Annotated in this window: 20 protein-coding genes; 11 read left to right on the top strand and 9 right to left on the bottom strand. The window is 60.4% G+C overall.

The features are described 5' to 3' along the window. Positions 1–77 precede the first annotated feature (77 nt). The 3 genes from AKG12_RS06390 to AKG12_RS06400 all read left to right on the top strand — a co-directional run bounded on the left by AKG12_RS06390 (position 78) and on the right by AKG12_RS06400 (position 2,090). A complete protein-coding gene (locus tag AKG12_RS06390) occupies positions 78–1,118 on the top strand; it encodes a DUF2793 domain-containing protein (protein ID WP_052818229.1) in 1,041 nt (346 codons plus the stop codon). Positions 1,119–1,310: 192 nt separating this feature from the next. Continuing rightward, positions 1,311–1,586, top strand: a complete 276-nt coding sequence (sciP, locus tag AKG12_RS06395) for a CtrA inhibitor SciP (RefSeq protein WP_004430042.1) — start codon at positions 1,311–1,313, stop codon at positions 1,584–1,586. Positions 1,587–1,808: 222 nt separating this feature from the next. Next, the gene (locus tag AKG12_RS06400; RefSeq protein ID WP_052818366.1) at positions 1,809–2,090 is read left to right on the top strand and encodes a GNAT family N-acetyltransferase; all 282 of its coding nucleotides are present in this window, start codon (positions 1,809–1,811) and stop codon (positions 2,088–2,090) included. A gap of 249 nt (positions 2,091–2,339) precedes the next feature. Here AKG12_RS06400 and AKG12_RS06405 read toward each other — a convergent pair whose 3' ends face one another. After that, the gene (locus tag AKG12_RS06405; RefSeq protein WP_046801492.1) at positions 2,340–2,543 is read right to left on the bottom strand and encodes a DUF1059 domain-containing protein; all 204 of its coding nucleotides are present in this window, start codon (positions 2,541–2,543) and stop codon (positions 2,340–2,342) included. Between the two features lie 285 nt (positions 2,544–2,828). Further along, positions 2,829–3,179 (bottom strand): flagellar export protein FliJ, encoded by a 351-nt coding sequence (locus AKG12_RS06410; protein WP_003491821.1) that lies wholly within the window; start codon positions 3,177–3,179, stop codon positions 2,829–2,831. A 480-nt stretch (positions 3,180–3,659) separates the two neighbouring features. Here AKG12_RS06410 and ctrA point away from each other — a divergent pair, with 480 nt between their 5' ends. Together ctrA and AKG12_RS06420 are read left to right on the top strand one after the other, a co-directional pair. Then, complete coding sequence (gene ctrA / locus AKG12_RS06415) at positions 3,660–4,364, top strand: response regulator transcription factor CtrA (RefSeq protein ID WP_003491823.1); 705 nt, start codon at positions 3,660–3,662, stop codon at positions 4,362–4,364. A 139-nt stretch (positions 4,365–4,503) separates the two neighbouring features. Then, a complete protein-coding gene (locus AKG12_RS06420; RefSeq protein ID WP_052818230.1) occupies positions 4,504–5,019 on the top strand; it encodes a GNAT family N-acetyltransferase in 516 nt (171 codons plus the stop codon). A 73-nt stretch (positions 5,020–5,092) separates the two neighbouring features. On the opposite strand, the gene AKG12_RS06425 is transcribed toward AKG12_RS06420, so the two are convergent. From AKG12_RS06425 to chpT, 3 genes are all read right to left on the bottom strand, one after another. Then, positions 5,093–6,139 (bottom strand): alpha/beta hydrolase family protein, encoded by a 1,047-nt coding sequence (locus AKG12_RS06425; protein WP_052818231.1) that lies wholly within the window; start codon positions 6,137–6,139, stop codon positions 5,093–5,095. A gap of 117 nt (positions 6,140–6,256) precedes the next feature. Then, complete coding sequence (locus tag AKG12_RS06430) at positions 6,257–6,784, bottom strand: GNAT family N-acetyltransferase (protein ID WP_046801495.1); 528 nt, start codon at positions 6,782–6,784, stop codon at positions 6,257–6,259. An 87-nt stretch (positions 6,785–6,871) separates the two neighbouring features. Then, positions 6,872–7,519 carry a histidine phosphotransferase ChpT gene (gene chpT / locus AKG12_RS06435; RefSeq protein WP_052818232.1) on the bottom strand — a complete coding sequence of 216 codons (648 nt, stop codon included), beginning with the start codon at positions 7,517–7,519 and terminating at the stop codon, positions 6,872–6,874. A gap of 251 nt (positions 7,520–7,770) precedes the next feature. Between chpT and AKG12_RS06440 the strand changes: the two genes are divergently transcribed. Next, the gene (locus tag AKG12_RS06440) at positions 7,771–8,367 is read left to right on the top strand and encodes a DUF1134 domain-containing protein (RefSeq protein ID WP_052818233.1); all 597 of its coding nucleotides are present in this window, start codon (positions 7,771–7,773) and stop codon (positions 8,365–8,367) included. A gap of 315 nt (positions 8,368–8,682) precedes the next feature. Next, on the top strand, positions 8,683–9,924 hold the full coding sequence (locus AKG12_RS06445) for a coiled-coil domain-containing protein (RefSeq protein WP_052818234.1): 1,242 nt from the start codon (positions 8,683–8,685) through the stop codon (positions 9,922–9,924). Between the two features lie 232 nt (positions 9,925–10,156). Here AKG12_RS06445 and AKG12_RS06450 read toward each other — a convergent pair whose 3' ends face one another. Continuing rightward, positions 10,157–11,017 (bottom strand): TrmH family RNA methyltransferase, encoded by an 861-nt coding sequence (locus tag AKG12_RS06450; protein ID WP_052818235.1) that lies wholly within the window; start codon positions 11,015–11,017, stop codon positions 10,157–10,159. Next, positions 11,007–11,399, bottom strand: a complete 393-nt coding sequence (locus tag AKG12_RS06455; protein WP_046801500.1) for a hypothetical protein — start codon at positions 11,397–11,399, stop codon at positions 11,007–11,009. Before AKG12_RS06455 ends, AKG12_RS06450 begins: the two co-directional genes overlap by 11 nt. A gap of 38 nt (positions 11,400–11,437) precedes the next feature. On the opposite strand from AKG12_RS06455, the gene AKG12_RS06460 reads away from it, so the two are divergent. From AKG12_RS06460 to rpoH, 3 genes are all read left to right on the top strand, one after another. Continuing rightward, entirely contained in the window at positions 11,438–12,460 is a 1,023-nt protein-coding gene (locus AKG12_RS06460) for an RluA family pseudouridine synthase (RefSeq protein ID WP_052818236.1), read from the top strand. Between the two features lie 287 nt (positions 12,461–12,747). Continuing rightward, complete coding sequence (locus tag AKG12_RS06465) at positions 12,748–13,572, top strand: class I SAM-dependent methyltransferase (RefSeq protein WP_046801502.1); 825 nt, start codon at positions 12,748–12,750, stop codon at positions 13,570–13,572. Positions 13,573–13,740: 168 nt separating this feature from the next. Continuing rightward, positions 13,741–14,643: an RNA polymerase sigma factor RpoH gene (gene rpoH / locus AKG12_RS06470; protein WP_046801503.1), complete on the top strand. Its 903-nt coding sequence runs from the start codon at positions 13,741–13,743 to the stop codon at positions 14,641–14,643. Positions 14,644–14,946: 303 nt separating this feature from the next. On the opposite strand, the gene AKG12_RS06475 is transcribed toward rpoH, so the two are convergent. Together AKG12_RS06475 and AKG12_RS06480 are read right to left on the bottom strand one after the other, a co-directional pair. Continuing rightward, complete coding sequence (locus AKG12_RS06475) at positions 14,947–17,229, bottom strand: hypothetical protein (RefSeq protein WP_052818237.1); 2,283 nt, start codon at positions 17,227–17,229, stop codon at positions 14,947–14,949. 70 nt (positions 17,230–17,299) lie between these two features. Next, positions 17,300–18,598: an adenylosuccinate synthase gene (locus tag AKG12_RS06480; RefSeq protein WP_046801505.1), complete on the bottom strand. Its 1,299-nt coding sequence runs from the start codon at positions 18,596–18,598 to the stop codon at positions 17,300–17,302. Between the two features lie 241 nt (positions 18,599–18,839). Between AKG12_RS06480 and AKG12_RS06485 the strand changes: the two genes are divergently transcribed. Then, positions 18,840–19,727 (top strand): DMT family transporter, encoded by an 888-nt coding sequence (locus AKG12_RS06485; RefSeq protein ID WP_052818367.1) that lies wholly within the window; start codon positions 18,840–18,842, stop codon positions 19,725–19,727. Positions 19,728–19,746 lie beyond the last annotated feature (19 nt).

Consider the following 19,746-nt stretch of genomic DNA (forward strand, 5'->3'; position numbering starts at 1 on the left):
CATCCCCCCTCATCCCCACCCCATCCCGCCGCCTCACAATGCCCCGCGAACGAACACATCAGCGCGGAAGGCACATCATGACGGAACAGACGGCGAGACTTCGGCTTCCCTATATCCTCCCCTCCCAGGCACAGAAACACGTCACCCACAACGAAGCCCTGCAAAGGCTGGATGCGATCGTGCAGCTCACCATCAAGGCCGCCGTCGCCACACCGCCCGAAAATGCGGCGGAAGGAGACTGCTTCCTCATCTCCGCGGATGCCGCGGGTGACTGGGCCGGCAAAGGCGGCAGGCTCGCCTTCCGGCAGGATGGCGCGTGGCTCTCGATCACGCCACGGCCCGGCTGGACGGCCTGGTTTGTCAGTGAGGATAAATATCGCATCCTGCGCGACGGCGTCTGGCGCGACATGCCGCTGCCTGCCGCTGGCCGGATGGAAAGGGTTGGCATCGGCACGGATGCCGACACGACGAACCGTCTGGCGCTCGCCTCCCCTGCCAGCCTCTTCACCCATGCGCCCGAAGACGGCAGCCATCGCCTGACAGTCAACAAGGCGGGCAAGGCCGATACCGCCTCGCTGCTGTTCCAGTCCGGCTGGAGCGGCCGGGCGGAAATGGGCCTTGCCGGCAATGACGGGTTTTCGATCAAGACCAGCGAGGATGGCGCCGCATGGCACACCGCACTTCTTTGCAGCGGCGACGGCAGGGTCTCGATGCCGAACCGCCCACTCGCCGTCGCCGGCCTGCCGGCGGGCACGACGAAACCTGCCAATGGCACGGCGGCAGGTTTTTCCGTGCTCTCCATCGCCGAGGGCGGCTTTGCGCTCGGTGATGCGGTGAGCGGCGGCGGGCGCGAACTCGTGGTTCCGGCAAAGGGTCTTTATCTGGCGGCCTTGATGCTCGCCGTGGTCTCCTCTTCCGGCCACCGGGTGACGCTTTTCATCAACGGCGCGGCGGCCCCCTTCGGCATCGCCGGCAATGCATCGACTTCAGGCACCTCGCAGTCGGCAACCTCCATCCTTTCCCTCAATGCCGGCGACCGCCTGCGGCTGCAGCATGAGGGGACGGCGGAATTTACCCAGGGTAACGGGAAAACATGCCTCTCGCTTGCAGCACTGTGAGTGCAAACAACCGATGGACGATAAAAATTGCGATTTTTGGAAAAATTTTTTCCCGGCAAAATAAGGCGACTCGAACAGATCAGGCGAAACCGTTCAAATTCTTAATAAATTGTCTAGAGCTGCTTAGGCAATTTTTAAAGGTACGGGGATAGAGTTCCCGTCATATGGTCTTGAGTTTGTATAGAGTGTCCAATGACCGAAATGATACGCCCACGAGTTAAATATGTCATCGGCCCCGATGGCAGCCCTCTGACGATCGCGGATCTTCCGCCTGCAAATACCCGTCGCTGGGTCATTCGCAGAAAGGCGGAGGTGGTTGCAGCGGTACGCGGAGGACTGTTGAGCCTCGAGGAAGCCTGCGAGCGTTATACGCTCACCGTTGAAGAATTCCTGTCCTGGCAGTCCTCGATCTCCGATCATGGCCTTGCCGGCCTGCGCACCACGCGCATTCAGCAATATCGCCACTGATATTGCGCCGGCGCGGCAACGCGCCCAGACCGAATTATCAAAATGCTCCGTCGGACTTTCGACGGAGCATTTGGTTTGATTTCGGATTTCCCCGCACAGCATGCCAGTCTTACGGTAAAATGATTGTCGCCGGTTTGTGTCCGCTGCGTTCGCTTTCCCGCTGTTTCAATTCAGGCGCAAGCCGTTACAGTGGCCAATACGAACAGCAAGGAGGCGCACATCATGGATATCAAGACAACCGAAACCGGATCGCACGGCGAATATTCGGCAACCATCGACGGCCACAAGGCGGAGATGACCTATTCGCGCACCTCCCCTTCCCTTATCATCATCGATCATACCGGCGTGCCCGATGCCCTGCGCGGCAAAGGCGTCGGCCAGGCGCTCGCAGCCCACGCGATTGATGAGGCCCGCAAGGGCGGCTGGAAAATCATTCCGCTCTGCCCGTTTTTCAAGGCCCAGACGCTGCGCCATAAAGAATGGGCGGATGTTATCCAGGGGTAAGGGCGCTTTATCTTCTGTCTGAGGGCAGAATAATCGCAAGCGTCGCCTCATATTTCTTCTCCCCGCCGGGGAGAAGGTGGCCCGAAGGGTCGGATGAGGGGGCACTCTCTCCGAAATCCGGCAAGCTCGCCCCCTCATCCCGCTGCCGCGGACTTCTCCCCGGCGGGGAGAAGAAACAAGCGGCAGACGCTCGATCCTTCACAACCGTTCCCATATTGCGTCATTCATAAATGCGCGTCGGGCCTCCCGTCACGCCACCTTCAGCGGCGGCGTCCCTGCATGCATGCTGTGGCGGACTTCCTCGCGAAATTCAGGCGTATCCTTTGCGCCATGCACGGCAACAGCATGTTGCACGGCCGCTTCCATAAGCTCCTCCGGAGAATCGGCGGAGATGGCGATCGTGCATTTGCTGTCACTGGGGAATTCGCGGCAATCAATATATTGGCGGGCCATTTTTCCCTCCCTGCCATAGCCGTCCGCACCCGCTTGAGGCGCGTACGTAAAAGCCTCCGGCTCACGGTCGGAACCCCCTTAAATTACGCCTTTCCCCACCCCCGGACAATCGAAATCAGCGAGTGGCCGGGCGGCAGGGAGATACGGCGACACGGCAAAACAAAAGGCCGCCCCTGAGAGGCGGCCTTTTAAAAAAATGCATGCCGTCCCGTCATTGAAAGCCGCCTCCTGATCCACCGGCAGCCGTCAATGAGGACGATCATTCGTCCGATGTTGCGCCTGATATCAGGCGCGGGCGCGGATTGCTCCGTCGCGGTTTTCGAGGGCAGCGGCCTTTTCATATTCGGCCTGCACCTCTTCCAGCGAAGCTTCGGCGGCTTCCTGCTGGGCCTTCAACTCCCGGATCGAGACCTGAAGATTATCCGCCCGCTGGCGCGCGGCCTTGGCGAAAGTCGGATAGGCAAAATGTGTCGGATCGGTAATGCCCGACTTGCTCTCTTCCAGCGAGATCTGATGCACCAGTTCCTTTGCCATCCGCTCGAATTCGGACATCATCTGCTGCAGCTGGTTAAGCTGCCGACGTTTTTCATTGACCTGAAATTCCTTCAGGCGAACCAGGCTGTCACGCGACTTCATACGCAATACTCCATGGATAGCGAGACCCGGATCAAAAAGGCACTATGCCCCCCTGATCGGCCCGTTTAACCCGCCCGTCACTCCGCAAAGGTTAACTCCTGTGCCGGAATGATTCCTAAAAGTTACCCGACGTTAATAAAAAACCACCGTCGTTAACCTTTCGTTTACGGGCATCGTTAATGATAAACACGATCATTTAAGGGTCGGTAAATGCCAGGTCCAAAAAAATGGGCCAGACGATGTAAGAGTCGATTGAATCACTTAGCGAGAAATCCTCACGTTAAGCTTCAATTTTGGCGATGGTGGATTCACGTGCAAAAACAGCGAAATGCCTTCTTTGCTTAATAAATTCGATACACCTTGCCAAAGGCAATTAGAATTTGTTAACCATTTGGTGGCAGCCTGCAAATCAGGCAACGTCTGGATCCGCATCGCGCGAGGCAATGTTTTACCGGTTCGCGGGCGGCAAAGGGGATAATTATGCGGGTTCTACTGATTGAAGACGACAGCGCGACAGCGCAGAGCATTGAACTGATGCTCAAGTCGGAAAGCTTTAACGTCTACACGACCGACCTCGGCGAGGAAGGCGTGGACCTTGGCAAGCTCTACGATTACGACATTATTCTTCTCGACCTCAACCTGCCTGACATGTCGGGTTATGAAGTCTTGAGAACCTTGCGCCTTTCCAAGGTCAAGACGCCGATCCTCATCCTCTCCGGCATGGCCGGCATCGAGGACAAGGTGCGCGGCCTCGGCTTCGGCGCCGACGATTACATGACGAAGCCGTTCCACAAGGACGAGCTTGTTGCCCGCATTCACGCCATTGTCCGCCGTTCCAAGGGCCATGCGCAGTCGGTCATTTCCACCGGCGAGCTGATCGTCAATCTCGATGCCAAGACGGTTGAAGTGGGTGGCCAGCGCGTTCACCTGACCGGCAAGGAATATCAGATGCTCGAGCTGCTTTCGCTGCGCAAGGGCACGACGCTGACCAAGGAAATGTTCCTGAACCACCTTTATGGCGGCATGGACGAGCCGGAACTGAAGATCATCGACGTTTTCATCTGCAAGCTGCGCAAGAAACTGGCAAATGCCGCTGGCGGCGCAAACTACATCGAAACCGTCTGGGGCCGCGGCTATGTTCTGCGCGAGCCTGACGGCGCCACGGAATTCCTCGAAACCGCCTGATCCCTTATAAGGACAGGACAGTTTTAAAAGACCCGCTGGCGACAGCGGGTTTTTTGTTGTGCGTCACAGCCAAAACATACCCGCTTCATTCAGACGCAACAGAAAGCGCATATTGGCACTCCCAAAAAGGACCAATGCCATGAACCACCCTATCCCCACTCTCAAAACCCAACGCCTGACATTGCGCCCGCAGACCATGGCGGATTTCCCCGCTTATCTGGCCTTCATGGCCTCACCGCGCTCTCTCGGTGTCGGCGGACCATATGACCTCTGGAAAACTTGGGGCGTTTTTTGCCACGATCTGGCCAACTGGCACTTCTTCGGCCACGGCGCGCTGATGATCGAGCTTGATGAAACGGGGGAATGCATCGGCCAGGTCGGCATCAATCACGGCCCGCTATTTCCCGAAAAGGAACTGGGCTGGCTGCTTTATGACGGCCACGAGGGCAAAGGTTATGCCGCCGAAGCCGCCATGACGCTGCGTGGCTGGGCCTTCGAAACCCTGAAGCTGTCCACGCTGGTGAGCTACGTATCCCCGCAAAACAGCAAATCCGCCGCCGTCGCCAAGCGAATCGGTGGTTCTCCCGACTCCTCCGCGCCGCGCAACGACCCGGAAGATCTCGTTTTCCGATATTACCCTCTCAACGCCGCTTGAAGGAATCGGGACACGGCACAAAACTGAAAGGTTTCAGCGAGGCGTCCCTCCATCTATCAGGCGGATAGGCGTCTCAATGCAGTTTCTCTTTGAGAAAGCCGCCGATTATCTCTGCGATTTGCGCGTGGATCTCAGCGCGGCCCCTGCCCCCGCCATCCCGGCAGACGAAACCTTCGCCCGCTGACATCTCTTCGACGATTTTTTCGCCATCGGGCTTGCACAGCTGCATGAAGCTGAAGTGGCTGGCGTCCGGTATCTCCCGATAGATCGTCGTGGTTTTTGGCAGATGCCGGGCGATATAACCGGAATCGGCCCTGATCGCGGCGATCTCGGGCGTCTCCACACCGGCAGCCAGAACCAGAACCGGCACATCGACGCCTTCAAGCGTTTCCGGCAAAAACCCGGCGGCCGGGCCGAGATCGAGCGCAATGGCCGCGCGGATGCGGATATCCCGCAAATCCATCGAAAGGCGCGGATCGGCCTTGCCACCGCCGATGATGCCGACCTTGGCCAGCAGCCGTGGCGCCTTGCATTGCGGTGGCGTTTTCTCTGCGTTGCAGTCCTTCAAGGCAAGTTCGGCGTTATAACGGCCTCCCACCAGCTCCATCGCGGTCCAGCCGCCAAGGGAATGGCCGATCACGGCGATGCGCGTCTCATCGATCTCGCCGGCCAGCCGATCGTCATCAAGAAGTGCCGTCAGCGTTCTGCCGATATCGCGCGGTCGCTCCCATAGCGGAATGACCTCGACTGCATTCTCTTCGGTAAAGGATTCGCCCTGATGATCCGGCGCGGCCACGACATAACCGTCCTGCGCAAGCTCTCCGGCAAGCCAGTTCAGATTGCGCCAGCTTCCGCCAAACCCGTGCGAGAGCAGAATGAGGGGGCGGGAACCGGGCGGAATGGAAGCACCCGGTTGAACCCCAAGGCCGTAAAAGGCGGCGTTTTCACCCACGACCTCGGTTTTTCCGGACGGAACAGCCGGATACCACAATGATACATTGAGCGCTCTTGCACCGGCATCGTCAAGCAATTTGATCTGCTTGAAACCGATGGCGCTTTCCGCCATCGCGGCGGGAACAAGGGAGAAGATGACAATTGTCGCCAGAAGAAAATTGCGCATGAGATGCTCCAGGAGTTGATATGCACCAACTCCTGGCTCAAACCGCCGCCGCCCGAGACCTCAATCGGGTTTGAGGACGGACTGAAACACGATCAAGGCAGCGCCCTCACCAATCGTCTAAACCCCGGCCACGCGTTCGAAAAGCCGGATCGGGTGTTTCCGGAACGTCGTTTCGCGGAATGGCCGAAAGCCGAATCGGGCGGCGATGGCCAAGGAAGGGCTGTTCAGCGGATCGATCATGCAGACGGTCCGCTGCGAAATTCCGCTGCTGTCGAACCACCCGGTCACGGCCTCCACGGCCTCGGTCGCGACACCCTTGCCGCCCAGTTCGACATCGATTTTCCACATCGCCTCGGGAACACCATCAAAATCGGCCCCGTTTCCACGGCGCATATGGGCAAAGCCCACCTCGCCCACGATACGCCCCGTGGCACGCTCTTCCACCACAAAGGGGCCGAACCCATAAGCGGACCAATGGCCGATAAAGCGCAAAAGCCTTGCGAATGCGAGTTCCGCGTCCAGCGGAGCAATCGCGGTAAGTCCCTCGATCTGTGGAACATCAGCCCCCCAGAACGCGCGATAAAGCGCTTCATCCCCGATGGCGTGTGGCCGAAGGAGAAGGCGAGCGGTGGTCAGACGAACCATGAACGTGCTCCCCAAAACGAAAAAAGGCCGGTACGTCAGCAGACGCAATCCCGGCCCTTTCGCAAAATCATCTCCGCAATCGAATGGTCAATCGGCAACCGTCTTTGCGGTAAAGACGATGCGATCTTCATGCACCTTATATTCCACCGTCATATTGGCCTCTTCCGCCAGAAGCAGCGTGTAATAGGGCTGCACGGAATGAGCATCGACCGCCTCTTCCAGCCGGCCTTCGTAAATCTCCACGAACTTGGCCGGAACGCGCATCATCCGACCCTTGACGGTGATTTCGAACTTGGCGTCGCCATCGGGGCTTTCCAGCAGCACATCCACATTGCCGCCGCGCGGGATTGCGCCGTAAGCGACAAGGAAGAGGTTGAGCAGAAGTTTGACACGATTTTTCGGAACGATGGCCCGCGGACCGTTCCAGCTGACTTCAGCCTTCTTCTCAGCCGCAGCGAAATCCTGCGCGGCCTTTTCGGCCTCGCCGGTGTCGATGGAAGCACCGGCCGAGCCGGAAGCGCCGAAAGCGAGCCGGGCGAACTTCAGCCGCACGGATGCGTTAAGGGCTGACGTGCGGATGAGATCGAGCGCATCGTCATCCGTGCCGCCCTCGTCCAAGAGTTCGAGGCCGTTATTGATGGCGCCGACAGGAGAAATCACATCATGGCACACGCGACTGCACAAAAGAGCCGCCAGATCGGGACCGGACAGCGTGATATTGAGTTTGCTCGTCATAAAATTCTCTCCTGCGCAAGGGAGGCGCGGACGGTGTGGAAATTGTTAAGCCATAATGACACCATATTTGGTAAACCGATTGTTAATAGGATGGTTTCAAAATGCCAAATGCCTTAACAGGCCACATTGGAGCCCCGTGTATCCGCCAGGATGCACGACAGATGCTGTAGAACTTTGACTCTACGCATCGGCCCTTGCGAAAATCGATTCGGTTTTTCGGGCTGATGCGTTAACGAAACAGACGGACGGACATGACGATGCGCCTTACGAAAACCCGCACCATTGCACGCCTCGGACTGGGAAAGATTTTCGCGCTCCTTGCGAGCCTCTTGATGTGGGTCGCACCGGCCTTTGCCCAGACCAGCGATCAATATTCCATCCAGGAAGTCGTGGATGCAGGCCACGGATTCTTCGGTGAAACCACCGGCGGCCTTGCCAAGGTGGTGGAGCGCGCCTTCCAGCAATACGGACTTCCGAACGGTTACATTCTTGGCCAGGAAGGCTCCGGCGCCTTCGTTGCCGGCCTCACCTATGGCGAAGGCACGCTTTATACCAAGAATGCCGGCCAGCACCCGGTGTTCTGGCAGGGCCCGTCGCTCGGGCTGGATTATGGCGGTCAGGGCACCCGCGCCATGATGCTGGTTTATAATCTTCCCTCCGTCGATGCACTTTACCGCCGTTATGGCGGTGTCAGCGGTTCCGCCTTCATCGTCGCCGGCGTCGGCATGACCTATCTGAAGAGCAGCGATGTGACGCTCGCCCCCATCCGCACCGGCATCGGCGCACGCCTCGGCATCAACGTCGGTTACCTGAAGCTTACCCAGCAGCCGACCTGGAACCCGTTCTGATTCGCTGAAATCAAAGTGCAGCGGAGCCAGCGCTGGCATATAGGACGAGAGATTGCGGCAAGTTTCTTCTCCCCGGCGGGGAGAAGGTGGCCCGAAGGGTCGGATGAGGGGCAACGTTGCCGGCACCTCATGACCCGTGCCCCCCTCATCCCGCTGCCGCGGACTTCTCCCCCTCGGGGAGAAGAAACAAGCGGCGCTGACACCGCCTGTGCAATTGCCGGGAGACCCCTCCCCACGGTTGCAATAATAGCGTAACGTGCTTTCGCGCTCCTCTTTCCGAATGCGCGCGTATCTGAGTTTCGGAGACTGTCCCGCGTGATCGAATATGCCATTCTTTTCGGATTGGGTTTTCTCACCGCAACCCTGCTGGCCCTGTTGATTGCACCCGCGATCCACCGCCGCATCGTCGCCTATACGGAAAACCGCCTGCGCGCGACGATGCCCATCAGCCCGCAGGAAGTCCGCGCCCAGAAGGACATGGCGCGCGCGCTTTACGCCGCTGAAAACGCCAAGGTCCGCCAGGAACTGGATACCGAGCGGGAGAAAAACACCTCGCTGCGCCTCGCCAACGAAGCCGCTTCCAGCGATGCCTATCGCCTTGGCGAACAGAACCGCAGCCTTTCGCTGAAAATCGAGGAGCTGACGCTGGAGATCGGCGAATTGCGCGCCGCCCTCGATACCAGCGAAGAACGCGCCGGTGCGATTGCCATGAACCTCACGCAACAGGAACAGGCCGCCAACGAGCGCGCCGCCCAGATGTCTGATCTCACCGCCCGCCTCACCAATCTGACGCGCGAGCTGGATGATTCGAAAATCACCGCCGCCACCCGCGATCTGGAAGCCGAGCAGGCAAAACAAAGCGCCTCGCGCTTCCGCAAGGAAGGCGAAACCGCCACCCGCGAATTGCAGGATGTGGCGGCCCGCAACAAGGAAGCCATGACGGCGGTTGCGCGCGAAAGCCGCAAGGTCACGCGTCTGGAAGACCAGGTCGCCACTGTGATGGCGAAAAATGCCGATCTCGACACCATGCTGACGCTGCGCAATCAGGAAGTCGCCCGCCTGAAGGAACAGCTGGCGGCAACCGGCGGCCGCAGCAACGACATGATCATTCGCCTGCCGAACCCGGCCGTGCCGGTCGAGAAAGCGGCGAGCCAGTTGCAACCGGCGACCCCTGTCCCGGCCCCAGCCGCCGCGCTCGAAACCACACCCGTCGTTGCTGAGGACGTGACACAGGCGGTGACCACGGAGGAGGCCGCGGTCTCCCCCATGGTTGAGCCGACGACACCCTCGCCGGAAGGTCTGGAGCAGGAAATCGAGGATATCCTTAATCAGGGAACGGCGCTCACCGAACGTCTGCTGAATGTGCGCGGCACCGGCAATGACGAACCCATCCGCCGCGAAATCGCGAGGATCGCCGCAAAGATGATTGCGCTGACGGCTGCACAGGAGGGCGAGACGTCGCCTATTCCGGGTCTGCTGGCCAAGGCCTCCGGCTCATCGGGGCGGGAAAGCCTTGCGACGGGGGCGAGTGCGTTGATGAGGAAGCGGGAACAGTAAAGCTGGTGGTGCGGGATAGTCCGCCTCAGTGGGTGCGGTTTACCCCCCTCTGCCCTGCCGGGCATCTCCCCCTCAAGGGGGGAGATCGGCAAGAGGCGCTGCCACCGCTTCATTCGCGAACGTTGAGAGAGGCGAGACATCTCCACGAGTCGATCTCCCCCCTTGAGGGGGAGATGCCCGGCAGGGCAGAGGGGGGTGAAGCCGCATACGCAAAGGCAGCGGTAAGCACTCCTTAAATCCGCCCCATCACCCCTGCCATCTGATAAAGCGCCAGCCCCGAAGCCGTGCCCGCATTCAAGCTATCCAGCTGCGGCGACTGCGCAATCCGCGCGGTATGAAACCGCGACAGCACCGATTGCGGCAACCCCTCGCCTTCCGTGCCGATGACAAGCGCCATGCGCTCTGAACGGGGAATATCACGGATTTCGGTCTCGCCGTTTGGCGAAAGGCTCCAGATGGCAAAACCGGCCTCGGACAGCCGCTCCAGCATCTCCACCGCAGCACCACCGCGATGATAAGGCACCGAAAGGACCGACCCAACGGAAACCCGAAGCGCCTTGCGATAGAGCGGGTCGCATGAGGTCTCGTCCAGCAACACTGCATCGGCATAAAACGCCGCCGCATTGCGGAACATCGCGCCGAGATTATCGTGATTGGAAATACCGCAGCCCACCAGCACCAGCGAGGCGGCCGGAAGCGCTGCCGTCATCTCCTCCAGCCCATCACGATCCACCCGGCGGCCGAGCGCCAGAATGCCGCGATGCAGGTGGAAACCGACGATGCCGTCAAGCACCGGCGCTTCAGCCACATAAACGGGAACTTTGGCCGGAAAATCGGCAAGAATATCGGCGACGCCCGCAAGCCGGTTTTTGAGGATGAGGATGCTTTCCGCCGCGAAGGCGCCACCCGCTTTGTGGGCGGCGGCCAACATGCGCAGCACCACCGTGCCTTCGGCGATGAAGCGGCCCTGACGCCCGGTCAGGTCACGCTCGCGAATATCGCGAAAGGCGGCGATGCGCGGATCGGCCGGGTCATCGACCGGAATCAGCGCCCGCCCATCCAGCAGCACACCCTCGTTGCCCTCACTGGGCATCAACAGTCACATCGGCCAGAAAACGGCCGGCCGCGACGTTGAAGACCAGCGCCTTGCGGGTGCCATTGGCGAGCCGACCATAAAACAGCATGTCGCCGCCGGAATAGCTGACATTGTCGATCACGAAGCCCTGCGGCAGGCTGGCGGTGACAGCCAGCGGGCCGTTACCGGTGGGAACGGCAAGATTTGGCGCAGCACTCTGCGTCTGAACCGTTTTCGACGGCCCCATCGCCTTGTAGACAACCGCACCGAAGACGGCCATAAGGCTGATAAACATCACGGAGCCCGACACGATCTGCAAACGGATCATCTTGCGGCGAACTTTTTCCACGGCCGGATCAAGCGGCTTGTCTTCCTGTTCGTCTGGCTCGATCTGCGTCATCGGGTTCCCTGAAATGCTGATGGATCGGAAAAATAACAATGAACGACCCCTTTAAACAAGGCGGAGACGCAAGGAAAGTCCTGATTGCCGGGGAAGATGCCGAAGGCCGCCTCGATGTGTGGCTGGTGGGCGAAGTTGGCGGCGATCTGTCACGCAGCCGCCTGAAGGCGCTGATCGAACAGGGCGCCGTCCTTCTCAACGGAACGCCCGTAACCGAACCGAAAAAGAAGGTGCATCCGGGCGATCGCATCGAAATCGTCATGCCGGAACCGGAAGACCCCGTGCCGCAGGGCGAGGATATTCCGCTCGACGTGGAATATGAGGACGAGGACCTGATCGTGCTCATCAAGCCCGCCGGTCTCGTCGTGCATCCGGGCGCCGGCAACTGGACCGGGACGCTGGTCAACGCCCTCATTCACCATTGCGGCGACAGCCTTTCCGGCATTGGCGGCGTGAAGCGGCCGGGCATCGTGCACCGGCTGGACAAGGAAACCTCCGGCGTCATGGTCGTGGCGAAAAACGACAATGCCCACCGTCATCTTGCCGCGCAATTTGCCGATCACGGCCGCACCGGGCCGCTGGAGCGGGCCTATAAGGCCGTCGTCTGGGGCCGCCCGCGTACATTGCGCGGCACCATCGATGCTGCCCTTGGCCGCGGCGCCGACCGCACCAAACGCACCGTCAAGCGTGAGGATACCGATGACGCCCGCGAGGCGATCACCCATTACGAGGTAATGGAGCGCTTCCATGAACGGCCTGACGCCTCCTGCCTCGCCTCCATGGTGGAGTGCCGCCTGGAAACCGGCCGCACCCACCAGATCCGCGTGCATATGGCCCATATCGGCCATCCGCTGATCGGCGATCCCGAATATGGCGCGTCCTTCCGCACCAAGGCGAACCTTTTGGAAGAACCGGCCAGAAGCACCGTCAACCGCTTTCCGCGACAGGCGCTGCATGCCTATCTGCTGGCCTTCGAACACCCTCGCACCGGCGAGGTGATGGAGTTCGAAACCGATATGCCTGACGATATGCAAGAACTGCTTGAAGCCCTGCGCAGCTGAAAACTGGTATGGCGCGGTCAAAAAAACCGCGCCACGTATCTCGCCGGAAGTCCCGGATAATAAAAAAAGATTAGCGGATAGCGATATTCCGCAGTCGGTCCTTTTTGTAGACCGCCCCAATTTCGCTTCAATCGTCGCACCTCCTCGGCCCCCGCAAGGCTTGTAATCGTCCCCGCAAACACCGTGGCCGCATGCCGAGCTTGCCGAATAACCGACGCCGCAAGCAACGCCTTCCGTTCGATGCAAAAGCCTGAGCGGAACCGGCATGATGACGGGATCTATCGCGCATGAATATCGAAGACCGCCGGTTCATATTTCAGGATCTACGCAGCATAGAAGGTTATATCGACCCACCCGATGCGCTTGTCTTCAAGGCTTTGCTGCAGGCGCAGACGCGAGACGATCTCAAGGGTGGAATGGCGGAAATCGGTGTCTATTATGGCCGCTCCTATTTCCTGCTGCGCAAATTCGCTGGGACGCAGGAAAAGGTGCTGGGCGTCGATCTGTTCGATCTTGATCCGCCCGAAGATGGCAGCCTCGATCAATATGAGCGGCTGATGGAAAACGGCCGCCGGCTGGGTTTTGCCATGGATGAGGACTTGATCATCAGGGGCGACAGCACCCGGCTGGCCCCCGCCGAGATCACCTCACGCATCGGCCCGGCGCGCTTTTTCAGCATCGATGGCGGCCACCACCTGCATCACGTGCTGGCGGATGCGAAACTGGCGATGGAGGTGATCGCCCCGCACGGCATCATCGTTTTCGACGATACCTTCAACCCGGCCTGGCCGGAGGTGACGGTGGGTGTGGCCGATTTTCTGCGCACCCATGGCCATAGCCTCGTCTGCTTCGGCATGACCAAATATAAAACCTATGTCTGCCGCCGGGAATTTCACGCGACTTATGCGGGCGCAATTGCCACTGACCCCGATCTGCAGGCGCTTGGCCATGTCGAGACGCAGTTCCTCGGTTCCAACGTCGTGCGCCTGCACAATCCCATGCGGCGACGGGTAATGTATGAACTGATGGTACGCTCCGGCCTTGGCGGTTTTTCGGAACGAATCTACCGTTCGAAAGTTAAACAGGTCAGAGACAATGCCGCCGGAACATAACGCATGTGTGAACGCAGCGTTCGCTTGAAACGCGGCGGGCGCATACATATCTGTCACATGGGTTCGTGCGGGGTCGGTAACGACCCGCAGCTTACGGCGTGCCTCGGGCGGGTGATTTTGCCACGCCAGAGAGGGCGCCGTTCCAGACCATAGATAAGGGGGTGCTTTATGGCCCGCAATAGTTTGCCTACGATTACGGCCGGTGAAGCCGGTCTCAATAGATATCTCGACGACATCCGTAAATTTCCGATGCTGGAGCCGCAGGAAGAGTACATGCTTGGCAAGCGTTACGCCGAGCATGGCGACCGCGACGCCGCCCATAAGCTCGTCACCAGCCATCTGCGTCTCGTTGCCAAGATTGCCATGGGTTATCGCGGTTACGGCCTGCCGATAGGCGAAGTTGTGTCCGAAGGCAATGTCGGCCTGATGCAGGCGGTCAAGAAGTTCGATCCGGAACGCGGTTTCCGTCTTGCCACCTATGCCATGTGGTGGATCAAGGCCTCGATCCAGGAATATATCCTGCGTTCGTGGTCGCTGGTGAAGATGGGCACGACGGCCAACCAGAAGCGACTGTTCTTTAACCTGCGCCGGCTGAAGGGCCGTATCCAGGCAATCGACGACGGTGATCTGAAGCCGGAACACGTCAAGGAAATCGCCACCAAGCTGCAGGTTTCCGAAGAAGAAGTCATCTCGATGAACCGCCGCCTGCATGGCGACGCGTCGCTGAATGCGCCGATCAAGGCTTCCGAAGGTGAGTCCGGCCAATGGCAGGACTGGCTGGTGGACGACCATGACAGCCAGGAAGCCGTGTTGATCGAGCAGGACGAACTGGAAACCCGCCGCCGCATGCTGGCAAAGGCCATGGGCGTGCTGAACGACCGTGAACGCCGCATCTTCGAGGCCCGCCGCCTTGCGGAAGATCCGGTGACGCTGGAGGAACTCTCCTCAGAGTTCGACATCAGCCGCGAACGCGTGCGCCAGATCGAGGTTCGCGCCTTCGAGAAGGTGCAGGAAGCGGTGCAGAAGGAAGCCCTCGAGGCTGCGCGCGCATTGCGCGTGGTGGATGCGTAAGCCGTCCTTAAACGTCCAAGTCAATATGAAGCCCGCAGATCGCAAGACCTGCGGGCTTTTTGTTTGCCAGACGCATGGTTGCGGAGAACCGGTGGGCGTTGCCCCCTCATCGCCTCGCTTGCGCTCCGGCACTTCTCCCCGGCGGGGAGAAGAAACCGTGGCGGCGTCTTATTCCGCATCAAATGTCAGGGACTATGTCTTGGGGAGCAATCGGGCGCGGCAAATTCTTCTCCCCGCCGGGGAGAAGTGCCGGAGCGTAGCGAGGCGATGAGGGGGCAAGCTCTCGGCAAGCCCCCAAAATCATCACTGACCGCCGGCAGCAGGTGCCGCCGCCGCCCATTCGCTGAGCGCCTTATCGAAGGCGGCGATGCCGTCATTGCCCTTTTGCAGGGTCAGAAGCGCGCGGCGACCGTTGCGATAGGAGACCGGGATGTCGATCCAGTTGCGGCTCTTCAGCAGCTCCAGATTGGTCTTCATCGCATCCGGGAAGTCGTTAAGCGCGATCATGTGGAAATCGTCGGTGATCTTGGCCGGAACCGCGATCAGGGCATTGCCGCGATCCTGCTCCGTGCTCTTCATCGCGATACGCTGGACGCTGTCGATCGCGCCGCCCTCGAAACCGGGCGAAACCGAGAAGACGATCTCGATCAGGTGGCTGGCCGGCAGCGACGGATCGGTGTTGCGCTTGAAAGTAATGAGCGCACTCAAGCCGCGGCCGGGAACCGTGATCTGGCCCTGAACGGTGGGCGATGGCTTGCCTTCCGCATCATTTTCCTGCTGCAGCGACCACGAAACGCTGCCCTGAATGGCCGTTGGAACGGTCTGGCCCAGCACTTCCTCGTAAAGGAACATGCGATCGCCGGTGGCGGCAGCGGCAGGCTGCTGGGCCGGCGGCGTGCCGGCAGGTGTTCCATTGGGCGTTCCTGCGGGCGCGCCGGCAGTATTGGCCGGAGCCTCACCCGCAGGCGGCGGCGCGACGTTCTGCTCGTAAACCGACTGGCCTTCTGCCGTAACCGGCTGGCCGTTCGCGCCCGGCGCAGGTCCCTCGTCACGCTCGGTCCCGTCGGCCAGAAGCCGCTGGGTAAACTTCGTGCCGGTCACGGAACCATCGTCGCCATGCGTCGGCGTCTGGTGGTTTGCCGGCTGCTGCCCGGTGGCGGGCGGCTGCTGGGTTGCAGGCGGCGTCGATGTCTGCGCCTCACCTGTCGGAGTAGTGGCCGGAGGCGTCTGGGTCTGGCCACCATTCTGTGCCGATTGCACCAGCCCGCCGACCATGTCGTTCAGGGCGTCGCGGTTCATCCACAGCGCATAACCGCCACCTGCCAGAAGCCCGGCTCCGACAAGGGCAAGCACCAGCGACGCATAGTTGCGGCGCGGCTTCTTCTTGACCATGTAGGCGGGCGTCGCGGCACCTGCGCCCACGGCGGGTGTGTCGTCCGCAGTTGCCCGGCTGGAAGAAGACGCGCCGTCATAACCGATCAGCTCGTCCAGATCGTCCCAGGGGGTGCGTTCCTTGTTGTCCTTGGCCGGTGTCTGATCGCCGAAGGGATCATTGTCGGCGCGCGGCAAAGCCGGCGCGTCCTTGGCCGGAATGGCGATCTCGGTGTCCTGGAAATAGGACGAGAAATCCTCAACAACGGCCGACTTTTTCGGCGTCGTATCGTCCGTCTGGCGCGGTTCGGAAAATTCATCCTGCCGGCCGAAGACCGGATCGTGATCCACCGCCGCATGGCCGAAGCGGTCATCCGCATCGCGCTTTTCCGGCTCGAAATTCACCGCCGGGTCCTGATAATGCTGCGCGGCATAACCGGCAACCAGCGGGCGCTCGTCCGTCTCGGCACGCACGTCGGCATAGTCGTCAGCGGCGGGCGCATCGTCGGCCTGCGTTTCTTCAAGCTTGCGCCAGTCGTCCTCATTCACCGGCTTTGCCCAATGGGCGGGAACGGACGTATCATCTTCGCGCGGCGCGGTTTCGAATTCGCGATCGTGCTCGTCAGCCGCGCGATAGGCCGGCTCTTCCTCCGCACGGGTGAAATAGGTTCCGTGCGTTTCATCGGAAACAGCAGGCGTTATCGGAGCGGGCGCTTCATAGAGCTCTTCCGGCTCGCGTTCTTCTTCACGCTGTTCCTCGTAAACCTGCTCATCCTGCTCGGCGGCGGCGGAAACCGGCGCTTCGTGGCGAGGCTCTTCCTCGACGGCGGGTTCTTCATAAGCCGGCTCTGGCTGTGCGGCCTCGGTCGAGGCGGGTTCTTCCGCCTCGACAGGCTCGGCGGCATGGGCCGCGCGATCCTCATCGATATCGTGCTGATGGTAAGGTGCTGCGGCCTCTTCGGCAGCGGAGGAGAATTCTTCATCCTCCTCCAGCGCCGGAAGCGCCTCGGCATATTCGCTGTCCACCTCGGCGATTGCGGCGTCCAGCTTGGCGATCTGCCGGCGCAACAATTCTTCCGGCGGACGTGGCTTCATATTCTCGAGTTGGCGCACAACCGCACTGCGCGCCTTGTCGTAAACCTTCGCCCGGTTTTCGGGAGTATTGTTCGCCAAGCCATCCACGGCCTTGCGAATGACTGCTACAAAATCCGCCATAAGCACTTTCTCGTCGTGACCGGCGACGTACCGGCCCGATATGGTTTATGAATCTAGATCGCCGAGGACATTAATCCTCAAACGGATCAGTCACAAGTATGGTGTCGTCACGCTCCGGACTTGTCGACAGAAGCGCGACAGGCGCCCCGATCAATTCCTCGACCTGACGGACATATTTGATTGCCTGAGCAGGCAAATCCGCCCATTTTCGGGCACCGACGGTAGATTCCTTCCAGCCTTCCAGCGTGATGTAGATCGGCTCGACGCGCGCCTGTGCGCCCTGGCTGGCCGGAAGATGGTCGATTTCCTGCCCGTCAAGCTTGTAGCCGACGCAGATTTTCAGCTCGTCGAGACCGTCAAGCACGTCAAGCTTGGTGAGCGCGATGCCGGTAATACCATTGGTGGCGACCGACTGGCGCACCAGCGCGGCATCGAACCAGCCGCAACGGCGCTTGCGGCCGGTGACGGTGCCGAATTCATGGCCCTTTTCGCCCAGGAACTGGCCGATCTCATCATTCAGCTCGGTCGGGAACGGACCTTCGCCGACGCGCGTGGTGTAAGCCTTGGTGATGCCGAGAATGTACCCCAGCGAACCCGGACCCATGCCCGAACCGGCGGCGGCCTGGCCGGCAACCGTGTTGGAAGAGGTCACATAGGGGTATGTGCCGTGATCGATATCGAGCAGCGAGCCTTGAGCGCCCTCAAACAGGATGCGCGCACCGGCGCGGCGCTTCTTGTCGAGCAGCAGCCACACGGTTTCGCTGAACGGCAGGATGCGCTCGGCAATCGAGCCCAGCTCTTCCATGATCGTCTCGTGCGAAACTTCGGTCGCGCCGAAACCGCGGCGAAGCGCGTTGTGATGCGTGAGGATACGGTCGACCTTGGCGGAAAGCGCCTCCATATCGGCCAGATCCATGACGCGGATGGCGCGGCGACCAACCTTGTCTTCGTAAGCCGGGCCGATGCCGCGACGGGTGGTGCCGATCTTCGTGCCGCTGTTGGAGGCGGCGTCTTCGCGCATGCCGTCCAGCTCGCGGTGCAGCGAAAGAATAAGGGTGGCATTGTCGGCGATACGCAGGTTTTCCGGGGTAACCTTGACGCCCTGCGCTTCCAGACGGCCGATTTCGGCGATCAGCGCATGCGGATCCACCACGACGCCATTGCCGATGACGGCGAGCTTGCCGGGACGCACGACGCCGGACGGCAGAAGCGAAAGCTTGTAGCTGATGCCATCGATGACAAGCGTATGGCCGGCATTATGGCCGCCCTGATACCGCACGACGACATCTGCCCGCTCGGACAGCCAGTCGACAATCTTGCCTTTGCCTTCGTCGCCCCACTGCGAGCCGACCACCACAACATTCGTCATTTCTTGCTTTCCTGCTCATGGCGCTTGCGCGCCCGATAACCCGATGGGAAACCCAAACCCGCGAATGTATACTGTGTTGTTTTACGGAAAGCGACCCTGTTTCTTATGGAGAATTTTGCTTTTTCCGTGACAAGGCGTGGATTTCCCGCATTATCTCGCCCCGTGGGGGCCAAGCGCGGGCGCAAGACCGCCATTCACCCCTTTGCCGTTTTCCCGCCCCGTGAAGAAGCGAAACATCAGCGTGCCCTCCAAAGCCTATATCGCCCTCATCATCGCCACGCTCTGCTGGGGCGGCAACACCGTTGCCGGCAAGCTGGCCGTCGGCCACATCAGCCCCATGGCCTTCACCTTCCTGCGCTGGGTCTTCGCCGTCGCCATCATCTTCGCCATTTCCGTACCGCAGCTCATCAAGGACTGGCCGGTGGTGAAAAAGCGCCTGCCGTATTTCTTCGTGCTCGGCAGCGTCGGTTACACCGCCTTCAACGTGTTTCTCTACACGGCCCTGCAGCACACCTCCGCCATCAATGCCGCCGTTATTCAGGCCGGCATTCCCATGGTCATCTTCGTCCTGAACTTCATCCTGTTCCGCACCCGCGTGCTGTTCGGCCAGATCGTCGGCTTCTGTCTCACCATATCAGGCGTGGCGCTGCTCGCCTCGCATGGCGATCCGGTCTCGCTGCTGCAGCTGGAAATGAATGTCGGCGATGCCGTCATGCTGCTCGCCGTGCTGGTCTATGCCATCTACACCGTCATCCTGCGCTGGAAACCGGCGGTCGACTGGCGCACCCTGATGGCCATTCCCGCCTTCTTCGCCCTCCTCACCTCGGTGCCGCTGGTCTTCTGGGAAATGTCGCGAAACAGCGTTGTCTGGCCAGATCAGAAGGGCTGGGTGCTGGTGGTCTATGCCGCCATTTTTGCGTCCCTCATCGCGCAGATCCTGTACATCAAGGGCGTGGAGCAGATCGGCGCCAACCGCGCCGGCCTCTTCATCAACCTCGTACCCGTCTTCGGCACGCTTCTTTCCGTCGTGGTGCTCAGCGAAACCCTGCACACCTACCAGATTGCGGCACTCGTCATGGCGCTCGCCGGCATTGCCGTCGCGGAACGAAAAAAATCGCCGGCTTCCTGATCCAGATAGGATCAGGAGA

It is taken from the genome of Agrobacterium sp. SUL3, assembly GCF_001263295.1.
Taxonomy (GTDB): domain Bacteria; phylum Pseudomonadota; class Alphaproteobacteria; order Rhizobiales; family Rhizobiaceae; genus Agrobacterium; species Agrobacterium tomkonis.

Coding starts and splice junctions, on each gene's coding strand:
- AKG12_RS06475 (WP_052818237.1), bottom strand. CDS start 17,229: ATGGCGGATTTTGTAGCAGTCATTCGCAAGGCCGTGGATGGCTTGGCG.
- AKG12_RS06420 (WP_052818230.1), top strand. CDS start 4,504: ATGAACCACCCTATCCCCACTCTCAAAACCCAACGCCTGACATTGCGC.
- AKG12_RS06450 (WP_052818235.1), bottom strand. CDS start 11,017: ATGCCCAGTGAGGGCAACGAGGGTGTGCTGCTGGATGGGCGGGCGCTG.
- sciP (WP_004430042.1), top strand. CDS start 1,311: ATGACCGAAATGATACGCCCACGAGTTAAATATGTCATCGGCCCCGAT.
- AKG12_RS06410 (WP_003491821.1), bottom strand. CDS start 3,179: ATGAAGTCGCGTGACAGCCTGGTTCGCCTGAAGGAATTTCAGGTCAAT.
- AKG12_RS06425 (WP_052818231.1), bottom strand. CDS start 6,139: ATGCGCAATTTTCTTCTGGCGACAATTGTCATCTTCTCCCTTGTTCCC.
- AKG12_RS06455 (WP_046801500.1), bottom strand. CDS start 11,399: ATGACGCAGATCGAGCCAGACGAACAGGAAGACAAGCCGCTTGATCCG.
- AKG12_RS06400 (WP_052818366.1), top strand. CDS start 1,809: ATGGATATCAAGACAACCGAAACCGGATCGCACGGCGAATATTCGGCA.
- ctrA (WP_003491823.1), top strand. CDS start 3,660: ATGCGGGTTCTACTGATTGAAGACGACAGCGCGACAGCGCAGAGCATT.
- AKG12_RS06390 (WP_052818229.1), top strand. CDS start 78: ATGACGGAACAGACGGCGAGACTTCGGCTTCCCTATATCCTCCCCTCC.
- rpoH (WP_046801503.1), top strand. CDS start 13,741: ATGGCCCGCAATAGTTTGCCTACGATTACGGCCGGTGAAGCCGGTCTC.
- AKG12_RS06440 (WP_052818233.1), top strand. CDS start 7,771: ATGACGATGCGCCTTACGAAAACCCGCACCATTGCACGCCTCGGACTG.
- AKG12_RS06465 (WP_046801502.1), top strand. CDS start 12,748: ATGAATATCGAAGACCGCCGGTTCATATTTCAGGATCTACGCAGCATA.
- AKG12_RS06430 (WP_046801495.1), bottom strand. CDS start 6,784: ATGGTTCGTCTGACCACCGCTCGCCTTCTCCTTCGGCCACACGCCATC.
- AKG12_RS06405 (WP_046801492.1), bottom strand. CDS start 2,543: ATGGCCCGCCAATATATTGATTGCCGCGAATTCCCCAGTGACAGCAAA.
- chpT (WP_052818232.1), bottom strand. CDS start 7,519: ATGACGAGCAAACTCAATATCACGCTGTCCGGTCCCGATCTGGCGGCT.
- AKG12_RS06480 (WP_046801505.1), bottom strand. CDS start 18,598: ATGACGAATGTTGTGGTGGTCGGCTCGCAGTGGGGCGACGAAGGCAAA.
- AKG12_RS06460 (WP_052818236.1), top strand. CDS start 11,438: ATGAACGACCCCTTTAAACAAGGCGGAGACGCAAGGAAAGTCCTGATT.